This is a genomic window from Motiliproteus sp. SC1-56, from assembly GCF_017309075.1.
Classification (GTDB): Bacteria; Pseudomonadota; Gammaproteobacteria; order Pseudomonadales; family Balneatricaceae; genus Motiliproteus.
On the sequence record NZ_JAEMGS010000012.1, the window covers coordinates 1 to 16,019 of the forward strand.

15 protein-coding genes and 1 rRNA gene are annotated in these 16,019 nt (G+C 64.7%); 5 read left to right on the plus strand and 11 right to left on the minus strand.

Annotation, left to right across the window (positions count from 1 at the left end; translation table 11 throughout):
- Positions 1-99, plus strand: a 5S ribosomal RNA gene (gene rrf, locus JGZ97_RS13505); the annotation flags it as partial.
- A 249-nt stretch (positions 100-348) separates the two neighbouring features.
- Positions 349-1,386, plus strand: coding sequence for a recombinase RecA (gene recA / locus JGZ97_RS13510; RefSeq protein WP_207063175.1), 1,038 nt, complete (start codon positions 349-351; stop codon positions 1,384-1,386).
- A gap of 166 nt (positions 1,387-1,552) precedes the next feature.
- On the opposite strand, the gene JGZ97_RS13515 is transcribed toward recA, so the two are convergent.
- Positions 1,553-3,043, minus strand: a complete 1,491-nt coding sequence (locus JGZ97_RS13515) for an SDR family oxidoreductase (protein WP_207063176.1) — start codon at positions 3,041-3,043, stop codon at positions 1,553-1,555.
- Positions 3,044-3,336: 293 nt separating this feature from the next.
- Here JGZ97_RS13515 and JGZ97_RS13520 point away from each other — a divergent pair, with 293 nt between their 5' ends.
- Positions 3,337-4,191 carry a 23S rRNA (adenine(2030)-N(6))-methyltransferase RlmJ gene (locus JGZ97_RS13520; protein ID WP_207063177.1) on the plus strand — a complete coding sequence of 285 codons (855 nt, stop codon included), beginning with the start codon at positions 3,337-3,339 and terminating at the stop codon, positions 4,189-4,191.
- 37 nt (positions 4,192-4,228) lie between these two features.
- Here JGZ97_RS13520 and JGZ97_RS13525 read toward each other — a convergent pair whose 3' ends face one another.
- Together JGZ97_RS13525 and JGZ97_RS13530 are read right to left on the minus strand one after the other, a co-directional pair.
- Positions 4,229-5,005: a CLCA_X family protein gene (locus JGZ97_RS13525; protein WP_207063178.1), complete on the minus strand. Its 777-nt coding sequence runs from the start codon at positions 5,003-5,005 to the stop codon at positions 4,229-4,231.
- A gap of 90 nt (positions 5,006-5,095) precedes the next feature.
- Positions 5,096-5,701 carry a cation diffusion facilitator family transporter gene (locus JGZ97_RS13530; RefSeq protein ID WP_207063179.1) on the minus strand — a complete coding sequence of 202 codons (606 nt, stop codon included), beginning with the start codon at positions 5,699-5,701 and terminating at the stop codon, positions 5,096-5,098.
- A gap of 531 nt (positions 5,702-6,232) precedes the next feature.
- Here JGZ97_RS13530 and JGZ97_RS13535 point away from each other — a divergent pair.
- Positions 6,233-7,393 (plus strand): acyl-CoA dehydrogenase family protein, encoded by a 1,161-nt coding sequence (locus JGZ97_RS13535; RefSeq protein ID WP_207063180.1) that lies wholly within the window; start codon positions 6,233-6,235, stop codon positions 7,391-7,393.
- Between the two features lie 2 nt (positions 7,394-7,395).
- Positions 7,396-8,568: a CaiB/BaiF CoA-transferase family protein gene (locus tag JGZ97_RS13540; RefSeq protein WP_207063181.1), complete on the plus strand. Its 1,173-nt coding sequence runs from the start codon at positions 7,396-7,398 to the stop codon at positions 8,566-8,568.
- A gap of 23 nt (positions 8,569-8,591) precedes the next feature.
- Here JGZ97_RS13540 and JGZ97_RS13545 read toward each other — a convergent pair whose 3' ends face one another.
- The 8 genes from JGZ97_RS13545 to padE form a co-directional block, all read right to left on the minus strand.
- Positions 8,592-9,053 carry a thioesterase family protein gene (locus JGZ97_RS13545; RefSeq protein WP_207063182.1) on the minus strand — a complete coding sequence of 154 codons (462 nt, stop codon included), beginning with the start codon at positions 9,051-9,053 and terminating at the stop codon, positions 8,592-8,594.
- A 13-nt stretch (positions 9,054-9,066) separates the two neighbouring features.
- A complete protein-coding gene (gene tpx, locus JGZ97_RS13550; protein WP_207063183.1) occupies positions 9,067-9,576 on the minus strand; it encodes a thiol peroxidase in 510 nt (169 codons plus the stop codon).
- A 202-nt stretch (positions 9,577-9,778) separates the two neighbouring features.
- A complete protein-coding gene (locus JGZ97_RS13555; protein WP_370584069.1) occupies positions 9,779-11,137 on the minus strand; it encodes a phenylacetate--CoA ligase family protein in 1,359 nt (452 codons plus the stop codon).
- 97 nt (positions 11,138-11,234) lie between these two features.
- Positions 11,235-12,566 carry an NADH-dependent phenylglyoxylate dehydrogenase subunit beta gene (gene padI / locus JGZ97_RS13560; RefSeq protein WP_207063184.1) on the minus strand — a complete coding sequence of 444 codons (1,332 nt, stop codon included), beginning with the start codon at positions 12,564-12,566 and terminating at the stop codon, positions 11,235-11,237.
- 13 nt (positions 12,567-12,579) lie between these two features.
- Positions 12,580-13,836, minus strand: coding sequence for an NADH-dependent phenylglyoxylate dehydrogenase subunit epsilon (gene padH, locus JGZ97_RS13565; protein ID WP_207063185.1), 1,257 nt, complete (start codon positions 13,834-13,836; stop codon positions 12,580-12,582).
- Between the two features lie 14 nt (positions 13,837-13,850).
- The gene (gene padG / locus JGZ97_RS13570) at positions 13,851-15,089 is read right to left on the minus strand and encodes an NADH-dependent phenylglyoxylate dehydrogenase subunit alpha (protein WP_207063186.1); all 1,239 of its coding nucleotides are present in this window, start codon (positions 15,087-15,089) and stop codon (positions 13,851-13,853) included.
- 3 nt (positions 15,090-15,092) lie between these two features.
- On the minus strand, positions 15,093-15,407 hold the full coding sequence (gene padF, locus JGZ97_RS13575) for an NADH-dependent phenylglyoxylate dehydrogenase subunit delta (RefSeq protein ID WP_242521778.1): 315 nt from the start codon (positions 15,405-15,407) through the stop codon (positions 15,093-15,095).
- A complete protein-coding gene (gene padE, locus JGZ97_RS13580; protein WP_207063187.1) occupies positions 15,407-15,985 on the minus strand; it encodes an NADH-dependent phenylglyoxylate dehydrogenase subunit gamma in 579 nt (192 codons plus the stop codon). Before padE ends, padF begins: the two co-directional genes overlap by 1 nt.
- Positions 15,986-16,019 lie beyond the last annotated feature (34 nt).

The following is a 16,019-nucleotide window of genomic DNA, read 5'->3' on the forward strand; positions in this document are numbered from 1 at the left end:
TCCGGAACCACCTGACTCCATCCCGAACTCAGAAGTGAAACGGTCCAGCGCCGATGGTAGTGTGGGGTCTCCCCATGTGAGAGTAGGTCATCGCCAAGCGCCTTATCCTGAGAAACCCCCGGCACACCGTGCCGGGGGTTTTTCGTTTGGGGCTCGGTAGGGTCTGATACGGTGGGCTTTTGCGCCTTTACGTTGGTCCCGGTGGTTTGAGAAAATTCCCGGAGCGGCGAGGAACAAATTTTCTCGAGTCGCGGTCTCGGTCTTGCGTTTCCCAAAATCTGTGAAATAATACTGGGCAAATATACAGTGTCTGGTCCTAGGTGATCTTTACTTTCTCGGGGTGTATTGATGGACGAAAACAAGAAAAAAGCGCTGGCGGCGGCGCTTGGGCAGATTGAGCGACAGTTCGGTAAGGGCGCGGTGATGCGCATGGGCGATCAGCCCCGTGAGGCGATTCCGTCCGTCTCCACTGGCTCTCTTGGGCTGGATATCGCGTTGGGTATCGGTGGGCTGCCCTTTGGCCGGATCGTCGAAATCTACGGTCCGGAGTCCTCCGGTAAGACCACGCTCACCCTGCAGGTAATCGCCGAAGCCCAGAAGCTGGGCAAGACCTGTGCCTTCGTGGATGCCGAGCACGCCCTGGATCCTATCTACGCCGAGAAGCTGGGGGTCAACACGGACGACCTGCTGGTCTCGCAGCCGGATACCGGTGAACAGGCGCTGGAGATCACCGACATGCTGGTGCGCTCCAACGCGGTGGATGTGCTGGTGATCGACTCGGTCGCGGCCTTGGTGCCCCGGGCGGAAATCGAAGGCGAGATGGGGGATTCCCACGTCGGCCTGCAGGCGCGCCTGATGTCCCAGGCGCTGCGGAAGATCACCGGCAACGTGAAGAACGCCAATACCCTGGTGATCTTTATCAACCAGATCCGAATGAAGATCGGGGTCATGTTCGGCAACCCCGAGACCACTACCGGCGGTAACGCCCTGAAGTTCTACTCCTCCGTGCGCCTGGATATTCGCCGTACCGGTGCGGTCAAGGACAAGGACGAGGTGATCGGCAATGAGACCCGGGTCAAGGTGGTGAAGAACAAGGTCTCCCCGCCTTTCCGTCAGGCCGAGTTCCAGATCATGTACGGCAAGGGTATCTATCACATGGGCGAGGTGATTGACCTGGGCGTTAAGCAGGGGCTGGTGGACAAGTCCGGCGCCTGGTACGCCTACCAGGGCAATAAGATCGGCCAAGGCAAGGCTAATGCCGCCAAGTATCTGGAGGAGAACCCGGCGGTGGCCGAGGAGATCGAAAGCCAGATTCGCGAGCAGTTGCTCAACCTTCCGGTGAAGGAAAACGTGGCCGACGAGTCGGCCGGCGAGCTGGAATTTTAACCGGACCTAGCTTTTTGCAGTGAAGAAAGCGGCCTCTCAGGCCGCTTTTTTTATTGCCCGCTGACAGCTTCTGACGGCGTTTGGCTGGCCTGCGTCGTTCTGCTTACTCCGCGTTCCTATGGTGTTTTCTGGCGCTTCTGTTCTGCGGCGATATGCCTGGAATGTCTCACTGCTCAAGTGCCTCCGCGCGCCGGCAGATCTCCCGGGTGAGGCCTTTGAAAATGACTAGGTGGGCCGGTTGCAGCGAAAACCAGTACGCCAGCCCCAGGGCGCCTGCAGGGTGCCAGTAGGCCGTGGCGGTGACCTGGTGGAGCTGAGCTTCCAATGGCTCGATCTCTATCTCCAGCACCCCCGCCCCGGGGGCCTTCATACCGAACGCCAGGGTTAGCCGACGCTCGTGCTCCATGCCGATCACTTCCCAGCTGTCCACCCGGTCGCCGACGCGCAGTTCTGTGGGATGGCGCCGCTGGCGCCGCATCCCCGGTCCACCGACCAGCCAGTCGAGCAGTTCGCGCAGGGCCCAGAGGCTGTTGAAGTAGTAGTAGCGGTTCTCGCCGCCAATTGCAGTGATCACCCGCCACAGCGCATCGGCCGATGCGCAGGAGGTAGCGTGGCCTGCGGCGCGCTTGGCGTAGTAGGCGTAATCGTTGCGTTGCCGACGGATACTGTAGGCGCCTTCCACCCAGCGGGCTTCGACGTCGTGCTGGCGTTCCCTGGCCAGGGCGGCGGCGACGCTGGCCCTAAAGTCCAGGCGCTCCAGGGGAACCAACGCCTGCAGGGGCTCTGTTTCGGCGCTGAAGTCGTACTTCAGCCCTTCGATCAGGGCCCGGGCCACGTTGGTGGGCACCGAGGTGACGAACTTGAGCCAGTAGGAGGAGAACCGCGGGGATAGCACGGGGGCGGCGAGAATACGCGGCGGGGGCTTGCCCGCCTCCTCCGCCAGGATCCGCATCATCGCCTCGTAGGTGAGCTGTTGCGGTCCGCCGGCTTCGAAGATCCCGCCTTGTGCCGCCGGCTGGTCTGGCAGGCGGATCAGGTATTCGAGCAGGTTATCCAGGGCGATGGGCGGCGATTTCGCCCGAACCCAGCGCGGTGTCACCATGACCGGCAGGTGGAGAACCAGATCGCGCATCACCTCAAAGGCAGCCGAACCCGGTCCGACGATGATTGCCGCCCGCAGCTCGATGACCGGCACCTGGCCCCGGCGCAGTGCCTCCCCGGTGTCGCGGCGGGAGAGAATATGGGCCGAATCCGCCCCTTCGGGCACCAGGGCGCCCAGGTAGACGATCTGGCGGACGCCTGCGGCAGCCGCGGCGTCAGCGAAGTGGGTGGCGGCCTGGCGTTCCAGGGAGGCAAAATCGGCGCCCGCCGTCATGGAGTGGATCAGGTAGTAGGCGGTATCCACACCCTCCAGCGCCGGGGCCAGGGTCGAAGGCGCCAGGGCGTCGGCCCCGACGACTTCTACTCCGGACCAGTCCCGAGCCCGCAGTACTTCGGGACGACGGGAGCAGGCGCGCACCGGGATGTTGTGGCGTAGGAGCGCCGGGACCAGATTGGAGCCGATGTAGCCGCTGGCGCCGAACACTAGGCGCAGGCCGGATTGGGGTGAGGCCGAGGGTGGGCTTCCGTCGCTGCTTGTTATCGTTCTACTGGCCATGGTGCTCTTCTCGGCTTCGCCCTTTGCGTTGGAGGAGGGGGAGGGCGGCCAATAGGTCACCGCTGTTGTATTCCGTGTTGCCAAGCATAGACCAGGGGGTGCGATGCTAGCCTGGAGGGGGAGCCGCGGACGGCCCTGGCTGTGGGCAGCAACTAGGTGGCGGAAGTAGGCGTGGAAGCCAGGTTGATCCCCCTCCGGTACGCTTGCAAGCGACTCCCGGGCGCTGCTTCAAAAAGCGATCGCAACGTATGCCGCCAGCTACTACAATGCGCTTTTTCCAACGGAATGTTCCCGTGCTCAGCTACCGTCACGCCTTTCATGCCGGCAATTATGCCGACCTGCTAAAGCATCTGATCCAGATCGAGATTCTTGACTACCTGGGCGAAAAGCCAAAGGGGTTCACTTACATCGACACCCACGCGGGCGCCGGAGGCTACCGCCTGGACAGTGCGCAGGCCAACAAAACCGAAGAGTACCGCGAAGGGGTTGGTCGTTGGTTCGGCCCGACAGCGCTGAAGCGAAAGAACTGGCCGGAGCTGGCCCGGTATCTTGAGCGGGTGGAACAATTCAATCCACAGGCGCGGTTGACGCACTACCCCGGCTCACCGGTCATCGCCGCCAACTGCCTGCGCCCGCAAGACAGCGCCTGGCTGTTTGAACTCCACCCCAGCGACTTCCCGCTGCTGGCCGAGCGTTTCAAAAACAATCGCCGCATCCGGGTCAGTCAGCAGGATGGCTTTCAGGGGGTGTTGGGGCTGTTGCCCTGCCCCTCGCGTCGTGCGCTGGTGCTGATCGACCCGCCCTACGAGCAGAAAGGCGACTATCAGAAGGTGGTCGCCACCGTCGGCAAAATCCACCGCAAAATGGCCAACACCATCGTTGCCCTCTGGTATCCGGTGGTGCAACGGGCGCAGATCAATCAGCTGGAAAAACAGCTGGTCGACAGCGGGGTTCGCCGGGTGCAGTTGTTTGAACTGGGCGTGCGCCAGGACAGCGACGGCCACGGCATGACATCGGCGGGAATGATCGTGATCAACCCGCCCTGGACCCTGTTCGCCAAAATGGAGCAACTGCTACCGCGACTGGCCGAGGCGCTCAGTCAGGACGGTCGCCCTCACTGGCGCTGCCAGCAGTTGGTGGCGGAGTAACACAGCGGGTGCCAGCCCGGAGGCCACCGGCGGCTCGCTATTGGCCCCGGCTTAGCGCCGTCCCCAGCCGGCTGAAATAATCCTGGAACGCCGCGTTGATTCGCGCTCTCTCGTCCCCCTGTGGGTACAACCCCCGTTTGGCTTCCTCGCTGGCCCGGGTGCCGGCCACCAGAAAGTTGTTGCGAATGCCCGCATCCTGGACAAAGGCTTCAAAAGCCCGGGCACAGACTTCCTCGGGTTGGCTGAAGTAGCGTTGTCTCAGGCGGCGGTCGGTGTCGACGGCGGTGCGAAACAGGGTGCTGGGGTTGTCCCCCGCGGCGTCCAGCAGGATGGCCCGAAAGCAGGCGAACAGGCGGTCATTGAGCGGGTGCACCACCGGGGTCGCATCCGATAGCCAGGCCTTGGAGGCAAACATACTGGTGGGGGTGTCGCTGAACGCCTTGTTTCCCAGGTAGTGGTCCAGGGCGTGAAACCATTCGTGGGCGATGCTTCCGGGGCCTGCGTTCTTGGCCAGGGAGAAACATCGCATGCCGGGCTGGTAGTGGGCGGCGACCCCGGGCTGCCCACCGATGCCGTACTTCAGGGAGAGGCTGCCCCTGAGGGAGATCAGCGCTTCAGGTCCTTGCAGGATATGCATCAGGTCGACCAGGGCGTCGTAGAAAAGGCCGCTGGCTCGGTCCCGCTCGGCCTCCGTGACCCAGCGGCCGATGCGGATCGAGCGGAAGTCGAACCGCCGGCGCACATCTGCGAAGGTGACCGGCTGCCCCCGGCGGGTATCGGGGCCGCGGCGGTAAAACTGGCGGGGTGGGGGCATGGATCTTGTTCGGCTTGAAGAGGGGAAAGGAGGGCTCGGGTGTCGCCGCAGCCTAACGGATTGGCGAGTGCAAAAAAAGTCCGGTGCGGCTCAGTCGGCTGCGGTCCCGGCCCGGCTTTCTCGAATAATGCGTATTCCCGTGCGCGCGACCACCCCGGCGATCAGGGCGCCGATGACCAGGTCTGGCCAGGGCGTACCGGTCCAGGCTACCAGCAGGCCCGCGGCGATCACCCCGAGGTTGGCCAGCACGTCGCTGGCGGAAAACAGCCAGCTTGCCCGCAGGTGGATCTCTCCATGACGGTGACGGTTGAGAAGGGTCAGGCAGGTGAGGTTGACCGCCAGCGCCAGCGCGGCGGTGGCCATCATCAGCAGTGACTGTGGCTCGCTGCCGTAGACCGTTCTGCGCAGCACTTCGGCGATGACTGCCAGCGCCAGCAGGAGCTGTGCGCCGCCGCTGAGTGCCGCGGCGCGGTTTTTCAGCGTCTCGGAGCGGCCCACGGCATAGAGGGCCAGGCCATAGACGCTGGCATCGGCCAGCATATCCAGTGCATCGGCGATCAGGCCGGTGGACTGGGCCAGCAGTCCGAGGCTGCCCTCGACGGCGAACATCAGGCCGTTCAGTCCCAGGAGCAGCCCCAGCAACCGACGCTGTCCTTCCAGTTCCCGGGCGTTTTGCCGGCATTCACAGTCACTCATGGTTTGGCAGCGTAGCAACCTCCGATCGTTGTATTTATATATTAGGGTAATCTTAATTAAAATTAGTCGGGGAACAGGGAACAGGGAACAGGGAACAGGGAACAGGGAACAGGGAACAGGGAACAGGGAACAGGGAACAGGGAACAGGGAACAGGGAACGGGGAACGGGGAACGGGGAACGGGGAACGGGGAACGGGGAACGGGGAACGGGGAACGGGGAACGGGGAACGGGGAACGGGGAACGGGGAACGGGGAACGGGGAACGGGGAACAGGGAACGGGGAACAGGGAACGGGGCGCTGGTCGGGGAATTACCTTTTGTTACCGGTGCTTTCGGTCAAATCGGCGGGGATGCGTGCCCCGGGCATGAGAACGCCTGGCCCCCTTGCAACCAACCCCATCGACAAAGAGTAATCCTGTTTTGTGCTTTACGTTAACGTAAACGGGATTTATTCTAGGCGCTTGTTCACATCGATCTATAACCCTCTCCCATGTCCGGGCTTGGCGTGGGGGAGAAGGAGGCAAGAGCCCTATGCAACTGACGTTGACCGAAGAGCAGGCATTGATTCAGGACACGGCGCGGCGTTTCGCCCAGAGCGAGCTGGCGCCCAATGCCGAGCGTCTCGATCAGACCAAGGACCGCGATATTCTCACCGGCCACTGCCGCCAGCTGGCCGAGCTGGGCTTCATGGGTCTCAACATCGACGGCCAGTACGGCGGCACGGAAGCGGGTCCGGTGGCCTTCAGCCTGGCCATCACCGAGCTGGCCAAGGGCTGCGCCTCCACCGCCGTGACCGTCTCCGTGACCAACATGGTGGCCGAGGTGATCCAGGCCAAGGGCAGCGAGGCGCAGAAGAGCGCCTGCCTGCCCAAACTCTGTGACGGCACCTGGCTGGCCGGTAGCTTTTGCCTCACCGAGGCGGGCGCGGGCTCTGACCCCGCCGGAATGCGCACCCAGGCGCGCCGTGACGGTGATGGCTGGATCATCGACGGGGTCAAGCAGTGGATCACCAGCGCCGAATTTGCCGGCGTGTTCGTGGTCTGGGCGGTGACCGACAAGGACGCGCCCAAGGGGCGCGGCATCACCTGTTTCCTGGTGGAGGCCGACACCCCCGGTATCACCGTCAACAAGGCGGAGAAGAAGATGGGGCAGCACGGCTCGGCCACCAACGAGGTGGTTTTTGAGGGGTGCCGGGTGCCCGACAGCGCCATCCTGGGCGAGCTTAACCAGGGCTTCAAGCTGGCGGTCACCGAGCTGGCCGGCGGGCGCATCGGTATCGGCTCGCTGGCCCTGGGCGTGGGCCAGGCGGCGATGGAGTACGCGGTCGACTACGTCAAGGAGCGCAAGCAGTTCGGCCAGCCGCTGGCGGATTTCCAGGGGCTGCAGTGGATGATCGCTGACCGGATGACCGAGCTTGAGGCGGCCCGGCTGCTGCTGATGAGCGCCGCCAGCCGTAAGGAAGCGGGGCTGACCTACGCGAAGGAGGCCTCCATGGCCAAGCTGTTTGCCTCTGAAAAAGCCAACGACGCCTGCTACACCGCGCTGCAGCTGCTGGGCGGCTACGGCTATATGCAGGAGTACCCCCTGGAGCGCTATGCCCGGGATGTGCGCATCACCTCCATTTACGAGGGTACCAGCGAGGTGCAGCGACTGATCATCGCCCGCGAAGTGCTCAACGGCCAGCGAGGCTGAGCGTGTCCGCGAAGCCGCTGAAGGGGCTGCGGGTGCTGGATTTCAGCACCCTCTTGCCCGGCCCCTACGCGACCCTCAACCTGGCGGACCTGGGGGCCCGGGTGCTGCGGGTGGAGTCGCCCACCCGGGCCGACCTGGTGCGCGAGTTCGAACCCCAGGTGGCAGGTCAGTCCGCCGCCTTTCAATACCTTAACCGGGGCAAGGCGTCCCTGGCCCTGGACCTCAAGCACCCGCAAGCGAGCGAGGTGATCGAGCGACTGCTAGCAGATTACGACATCCTGGTGGAGCAGTTCCGGCCCGGGGTGATGGCGCGGCTGGGGCTCGATTACGATACCCTCAAGGCGCGCCACCCGGGGCTGATCTACTGCTCCCTCACCGGCTACGGCCAGGACGGCCCCTACGCCCAGCGCGCCGGGCACGATATCAACTACCTGGCCCTGGCCGGGATCAGCGGCTACAGCGGGCGTAGTGGGGAAGCGCCCGCGCCCTGCGGCATCCAGATTGCCGACCTCGCCGCCGGGGCGCAGAACGCCACCATCGCCATTCTGGCCGCGGTGATCGAGCGGCAGCAGACCGGGCAGGGGCAGTGGCTGGATATCAGCATGCTGGATGGCAGCCTGGCCCTCAACGCCCTGTTCGGTCCCGGCGCCCTGACCGAATGCCGTGACCCCGCCCCCGAAGGCAACCTGCTCAATGGCGGCGGAATCTATGATCATTACCGTACCGCCGATGGGCGCTACCTGGCGGTGGGGAGCCTGGAGCCGGTGTTTCGCCGGCGCCTGTGCGATGCGCTGGAGATCGAGAACGGTGCCGCCATGCTGGACGGAGAACTCAAGCCGCGGCTGGCCGAGTGCATCGCGGCTCGCCCCCTGGAACACTGGCAACAGGTTTTCGCCGATGTCGATGCCTGTGTGGAGCCGGTGCTGACCCTCAACGAGCTCGAATCGCACCCGCAGGTTCGGGCCCGGGGGCTGCTGGAAACCCGACAAGTGGGCGAGCAGGCCCTGACCCGCATCGCCAGTCCTTTCCGTTTCGACGGCGAGCGTCCCGGCAGGCAAGGTTTGGCGCCTAGGTGCGGAGCGCAGAACCGGGCGGTGATGAACGAGCTGGGTTACAGCGAGGCACAACTGGAAGCTTTTGGTCGGGACGGACTCTTCGGCCCCAGCAGCGATTGAAGCCCACCGATTAACGGGCCGCGTTAAACCGTCGCTTCCGGCGCCTGGATGCGTTCGAAATAGCGCCGGTACTCGGCGGGAATCTCGATACTCTTGAAACTGTCGGCATCGATGCAGACGGTGGTGGTGCGGGCATCCACGCACACCTTGCCGTCGACCTCGAAGACGTAGCGCAGCTTCAGCGAGGCGCGGCCGATCTTCAGGCAGCTCACCTTCACCAGGGGGCGATCGCCGAACTGCAGCGGGTGAGTAAAATCCACATCGGAATGGGCCATGGGAAAGGCCACCCGCTCGTTCTGGATCAGATGGTAATAGCGTACCCCGATATACTCTTCCCAGAGGTTCTCAAAGGACTCGTGGATGAAATTGTGAATCCGCGGGAAGTAGGCGATGCCGGCCGGGTCCACGTCGCCGAAGCGCACCAGGTGGCGGGTGATAAAGACCTCGTGGTCGCCGTCGCAGGCCAGGCTGAGAATATCGCTCATGCTGGGGGCTCCGTTAAGCGCCGGGCTGAAGCGCGGCAATGGCCGGGTCGTAGGCCGGCTCGCGGGTGATCTCGGGGACCAGCTCGGTGTACACGACCCGGTCGGCTTCATCCAGCACCACCACTGCCCGCGCGGTCAGCCCCGCCAGGGGGCCGTCAGCCAGCAACACGCCATAAGCTTCGGCGAAGGCCTTGGAGCGCATCATGGAAAGCGGGTGCAACTGGTCAAGCCCCTCGGTGGCACAGAAACGGTTCTGGGCAAAGGGCAGGTCGGCGGAGATGACCAGCACGGCCGTGTTCTCCAGCTGGCCAGCGCGGCGGTTGAACTGGCGCGCCGACTCCGCGCACAGGGGGGTATCGAGGCTGGGAACGATGTTGAGCAGCTTTCGCTGCCCGGCGAAGTCGGCGAGGCTCACATCCTGCAGCTGCCGGTTCACCAGCACAAAATCCGGGGCGGGTGCGCCGATAGCGGGTAGCTCGCCCACCGTGTGCAGCGGCTCGCCCTTGAGGGTTACATTGGCCATACGCGTTTCTATCGTCCTTGATCGGGATAGGGAAGCGCTTTCATAGTGCCAGAGGGGCCGATGCTTGGGAATGCTTAGTTGGGCTAAGGTGAGGGGCGAAAACAGGTGCGGGGAAAAAGAGGTGCGGGGAAAAAGAGGTGCGGGGAAAAAGTGGGCGGGGTAAAAAAGGGCGCTGCGGCGAGCGCCCCTTGGGCTGAGCGCTTCAGCCGCGCTTGTCCACCACCCGGACCGCCTTGCCCTCGGACCGGGGCACCTCGCCGGGCGCTTTGATGATCACCTTGCAGCTGATGCCGACGATGGACTTGATATGCCGCTGCACCTTCTCGGCCACCGCCGGGTACTGGTCGGCGTTCAACTCCGGCGCGGCTTCAACCTCGGCGTCCAGGGTGTCCATGACGCCCTCGCGACGGATCACTAGTTGGTAGTGGGGGGCGATATTGGGGAAGCCCACCAGCACCGCTTCGATCTGCGACGGATAGACGTTGACGCCGCGGATGATCATCATGTCGTCGTTGCGGCCGGTGACCCGCATGATCCGCACGTGGGTGCGTCCGCAGCTGCAGGGCTCGGCGCTGAGTCGGGTGATATCGCGGGTGCGATAGCGGATCATCGGCAGCGCTTCCTTGGTCAGGGTGGTAATCACCAGCTCACCGGTCTCACCCATGGGCAGCGGGATGCCGGTATCGGGATCAATCACCTCGAAGAGGAAGTGATCCTCCCAGCCGTGCAGCCCCGCCTGGGCCTCGCAGCACTCCACCGCCACCCCGGGCCCCATGATTTCCGACAGCCCGTAGATATCCACCGCCTTGATGTTGAGGCGCTGCTCGAGCTCCGCCCGCATCGCTTCGGTCCAGGGCTCGGCGCCGAAAATGCCGATCCGCAACTCGCTATTGCGCAGGTCGATACCCTGGCGCTCGGCGTGGTCGGCCAGGTTGAGGGCGAAGGAGGGGGTGGCGCAGAGCACGTTGGCGCCGAAATCCCGCAGCACGATGTTCTGTTTTTCCGTGTTGCCCCCGGACATGGGGGTCACCATGCAACCCAGTTTCTCGGCGCCGTAGTGGGCGCCCAGACCGCCGGTAAAGAGCCCGTAGCCATAGGCGTTGTGCAGGGCGTCGTCCGGGGTGCCGCCGGCGCAGGCGATGGAGCGCGCCATCAGCTCGCCCCAGCGATCCAGGTCGCCCTGGGTGTAGCCGACCACCGTGGGTTTGCCGGTGGTGCCGCTGGAGGCATGCACCCTCGCCACCTGTTTGCGGGGCACGGCGAACATGCCGAAGGGGTAGTTATCCCTCAGGTCGGTCTTGACCGTAAATGGAAACCGGGCGATATCCTCCAGGCTCTTGAGGTCCTCGGGGCTGACCCCGGCCTCGTCAAAGCGACGGCGGAAGTGGGGGACCTTCTCGTAGGCGCGGCGCAGGGTATCCTTCAGCCGGTCCAGTTGCAGCGCGGCCAACTGGTCCCGCGGCAGGGTTTCGATCTCCGGCTGGTACATGTAGGTCGAAGTTTTGTAGGTCGAAGTGCTGGTGACAACGGCCTCGGCGGCCAGACTGTTCGCGACACTCATCGGGGCGTCTCCCTGTTATTTTTGTTTGAATACGACTCACACCACGTAAGGTAAAAAGCCTCAGTGCGGCATCCCGGCCCAGTGCGCCGGGGCCTGTTCAGCCGGCGGCGCTCATGTGGGTGAACGCCTGCAGGCTCCTGACCTGATCCTCGACCCGGCGCTGCAGGTGGTCGACCTGGGCCTGGTCCAGATGTTTGTACTTGCCGATCTGCTTGAGATAGACGCTGATCGGCGCCGGCCGCTCCACCGATCGGGTGAAGCGCAGTCCCTGCTCCGGGGTGAAATCCCAGAGGGTGACAAAATTGGTTTCTACCTGCTTGCGGCAGACCTCGATGGTGTCCGAGGCGGGAAAGCGCCAGCCCGTGGGACAGGGCGCGTAGACATGCAGGTAGGCGAAGCCGCGGCGGGAGGCCTCCAGGGCCTTGTCCAGCTTCTCGTAGTAATCATCCATGAAGGCGAGAGAGGCGGTGGCCACGTACTCGCAGTTATGCATCATCATGATCTTGGCCATGTTCTTGGCATCGGTGCGCTTGCCCTGCATCGCCTCGCCCACCGGGGTGGTGGAGGTCCAGGAGCCGGCGGGGGTGGAGCCGGAGCTCTGCATGCCGGTGTTCATGTAGCCTTCATTGTCGACGCACAGAAACAGTTGCTGCTCGTTACGCTCGGCGGCCCCGGAGAGGGACTGGAAGCCAACGTCGCCCACGCCCCCGTCACCGGCCAGGGCCAGCATGGTGACGTCGCGCCCCAGGCGGTTGTACTGCTTCTTGAGCCCCGCCAGCATGGAGGCGGTGTTGGTCAGCAGGGGGTGAAAGACGGGCACCTTGGTGCCGGTCCTGCCGTTGTAGCCCACGGTGCCCATGCCCGGAATACACCCGGGGGGCGTCGCCACCACCACATTGGAGCCCACGTTGCGCAGGGTGTGGCGGATCAGCAGTTCCGAGTTGCAACCCTGGCAGGCGGAGAGGCCGGGTACGAAGAGGTCTTCCCGCTCGCTGATACGCCGGTAGAGGCTGCCGGCGGTGCTGTATTCAAGGGCGCCGGTGGGGCAGACCTTGACGCAGGCGGGGTCGCCGTCGCAGCCGTCGCACTTGCTGACGTGGCCCACCGCGGCATCAAAGGTGATGCCCCCGTAGGCGCAGCCGACGGTGCAGAGCAGGCAGTTGACGCACTTGTTTGCGTCCCAGTCGATGACGCCGGATTCCGGGTTCTTGTTGAGGGCCCCGGCGGGGCAGTTGGAAACACACTTGGGGTCGCCGCACTGCCGGCACATGGCCAGCTCCACCGGGGCGTCCTCCCGGGCCAGAATCTGGATCCGCGCGTGAATCAGGTCCTCGGAGCCCGCCTTGGCCTGGGCGCAGGCGCGCATGCAGTCGCCGCAGCCGTCGCACTTGGCCTGGTTGAATGTGATGCTGTTGTACGCTGTACCCACGTTGCTCTCCCCTTTAGCGCCAGGTGTCGGACATAAGGCGGCGACCGGTTTCCAGGGGCTGGGCGAGAAATTCCGCCTTCACCTCGCTCAGGTCGGTGCGACGCAGGATCAGCTGCCAGAGAATACCGGGGTCCAGGGCGGCGTTGATCGCTGAAATGCCCTGCAGGCGGCCGTCCTTGAGAATGATCTTCTGGAAATATCCCCGCTCGGCGTCGAAGTCCACCGCGACCTGCGCCGCCGTATCCGCGGTGTCGCTGATTCCCACGGAGATCGCCTGCTGTCCGTAGAAGGTATAGGTGTTGATCGGCACGCCGCCCCGGTAGGGCTGAAGGGCGGGATCCTCCACCATGGCCATGCCGGCGATTCGCCCCTGTTCCACCGCATCGGGCAGAATCCCGGTGACCACCTTGGCATCGCTGTAAAAGTCCCGGGCCTGGGCGACATCGCCCGCGGCCCATATATTCGGCAGGTTGGTGGCCATGTGATCGTCCACCAGGATGCCCTGGTCCAGGTCCAAGCCGCTGCCCTGGCAGTAGTCGGTGACCGGACGCACCCCGGTGCCGACCAGGAGCAGATCCGCGTTCAGAACCTCCCCGTTGTCCAGGTGCACTCGGCAGCCGTCCGCTTGGGGCTCCACCCGTTGTGCCCGGCGGCCCATCTTCATGGTGACCCCCTGGCGGTCAAAGGCGGCTCGAATCAGCTCGGCGGCCTGTGCATCGAAATAGCCGGGCAGCACCTGCGACTGCATCTCCACCACGCTCACCGCGATGCCGGCCTCAGCCAGGTTCTCGGCCCCGTGCATGCCTACCAGTCCCGCGCCCAGCACTACGGCGTTGGCGGCCTTGCCCGCCGCGTCGCGCAGGGCAATCGCATCATCAAGGGTGCGCAGGACCCGGTAGTCGATGCGATCAAGGCCCGGCACCGGCGGGATCACCGGGGTGGCGCCGGTGGCCAGCAGCAGCTTTTCATAATGCCAGCGTTGCCCATCCTCCAGTTCCACCGCCTGCTCGGCGGGCAGGAGTCGGGTCAGGGCCTGGCCGGTCACCCGGTTGATGGCCTCTGCCTGGAAGTAGTCCGGTGTCCGCAGGCTGACACGGTCGGCGCTGGAGCGCCCGGACACCACGTAAGGCAGTACCGTGGGCGAGTAGGGGGCGTGGGTATCCCGGCTGATCAGGGTGATGCTCCCCGCGTCATCCTGCATGCGGATGGCCCTGGCCGCCTCCAGGGCGGCGTGGGAGCTGCCGACTATCAGATATTTACTGGCGTTCATGACCTCTCCCAGGGTTAATCGTTGCGGTTGATCCAGCGGGGGCCGTCAAAGCGGTGCCCCTGCAGCAGTCGGGCGGTGTCTTGAATGACCCCGCTGAAGTCGTCGACGGTGATGTCCGCTCCCGCCAGGCCGCCGATAAAGCTGGCGGCGGGCAGGAAGCGCTCGGTACTGTGCAGTGCGGCGAGGGTCTCCTGGTAGAGGGGGCCGGCATTCCAGCCGAAGGCGACCGAGCGGTCCACCACCCCGATCGCCCGCACCTTGCTCAGCGCCCGGGCCATGGCCTTGACCGGGAAGGGGCGGAAGGTCTTGACCTTGATCAGGCCCACCGCTTCGCCGCGGTCGCGGGCGGCGTCCACGGCGTCCTTGGCGGCCCCGGTCATGCTGCCGATGGTCACCAGGGCGTAGTCGGCATCCTCCAGGCGGTACTCCTCCACCAGGGGGGCATAGTGACGGCCGATTCGATCGCCCCAGTCCCGGTGCGTCTCTTCGATGATATCCAGGGCTTTTTGCATGGCATCGCACTGCCCTTGGCGGTAACCGACGAACAGGCCCGGTCCCGGGCCGCCGGCGCCGCCGGTGAGCGGATCCACCGCCATCGGCCGCTCCGGGTCCAGGGCTGCGTGCCAGTTGATGTTGCGCTCTCCCAGGAAGGCATCCACCAGCACCGGGGGCGGCACCTCGATGCCGGTGACCCCGTAGGAGAGGTAGTTGCCGTCGCTGTTGACGTTCACCGGCAGCATCACCTGCGGGTGTTCCCCGATGCGGTAGGCCATGACGGTGGTGTCCAGCACCTCCTGCACGGTCTCGCAGTACATCTGAATCCAGCCAGCTTCCTTGACCAGCATGGCGTCCTGGTGGCCACCCCAGACGCACTGGGGGGTGAGGGTGTCCCGGGTCACCAGGTTGGCCACCAGGGGCAGGCGCAGGCCGGGGGTGCGGATATAGGGCTCGAACATGAAGGCCAGACCGGGACCGCAGGTGGCGGTGTAGGTGCGCGCGCCGGCCAGGGCCGCGCCCTGCAACGCGGAGAGGACGCTGTGCTCCCCCTCCACGTTCATCAGTTCGGCGTCGATAATGCCCTCGGCTACGAACTGGGAGACGTACTCCACCAGAGATGACTGGGGCGTGATCGGGTAGACGGCGATGACGTCCGGGCGGGCCAGGGCGACGCCCCAGGCCGCGGCCTCGTTGCCGTCGCAGACCAGGGAACGGCTTTGATAGCGAGGGTCGATGGCGGTTTCAATAGCGGTCATGGCTTACTTTCCCCGCTCTTCAATCATGGTAATGGCGCCGTGGGGGCACTCGTGGGCGCAGATGCCGCAGCCCTTGCAGGTGGCCAGGTTGATGTCGAACCAGGCGGTTTTTTCGACGATGCACTGCACCGGGCAGTAGAGCCAGCAGGTGGCGCACTTCACGCATTTTTCCCGGTTCACCAGGGGGCGCTCGGCGCGCCAGTCCCCGGGCAGCATGGTGGTGCATTCGGTGGCGACCGGGCAGAGGTTGTCGGGCACCTTGTCCGGATAAACGGGGCGGTAGGGAATCAGCTGTTCCGGTTTGATGGAGCTGCTCATCAGCACGCCTCCCTGTCCGGTTGGGCCAGATGGTGTACCCGGGTCTCTGCGTAACCCCGCTCCACGGCAAGCAGGTTCTGCTTGAGCCCGGCATCGCGGAAATTGGCCGACGCCAGGCCCCGCTTCAGCGCGTCCAGGGAGACCGCTCCGGTGGTTTTGGCGAAGGCGCCCAGCATAATGGTGTTGGTGATGGGCCGGCCGAATACCTCCATGGCGATCCCCACGGCGTCGCACAACCCCAGGGTGTCGATATGCTCGGGCACATCCAGCTGCTCGGCGGAGTCTCTGGTGGTATGAACCCAGGTGCCGCCCGGCTGCATGCCCTCGAAAATGTCGACGGCGCGGATCACCGAGGGATCGATGCTGATCACCGTGTTGGGGGTGTAGATATTGTTGATGCGGCGGATGGGAGCCTCGTCGAAGCGCATGAAGGCGGCGACCGGGGCACCGCGCCGCTCAAAGCCAAAGGCGGGAATGGCGGTGACGAACTTGCCTTCCTCGACCAGCGCCTTGGCCAGGATCTTGGAGGCGATCACCGCCCCCTGGCCACCGCGTCCGTGAATACGAATTTCGTGCATCGGGAGGTCCTCTGCTGTGAGTCCCGGGTGGTCG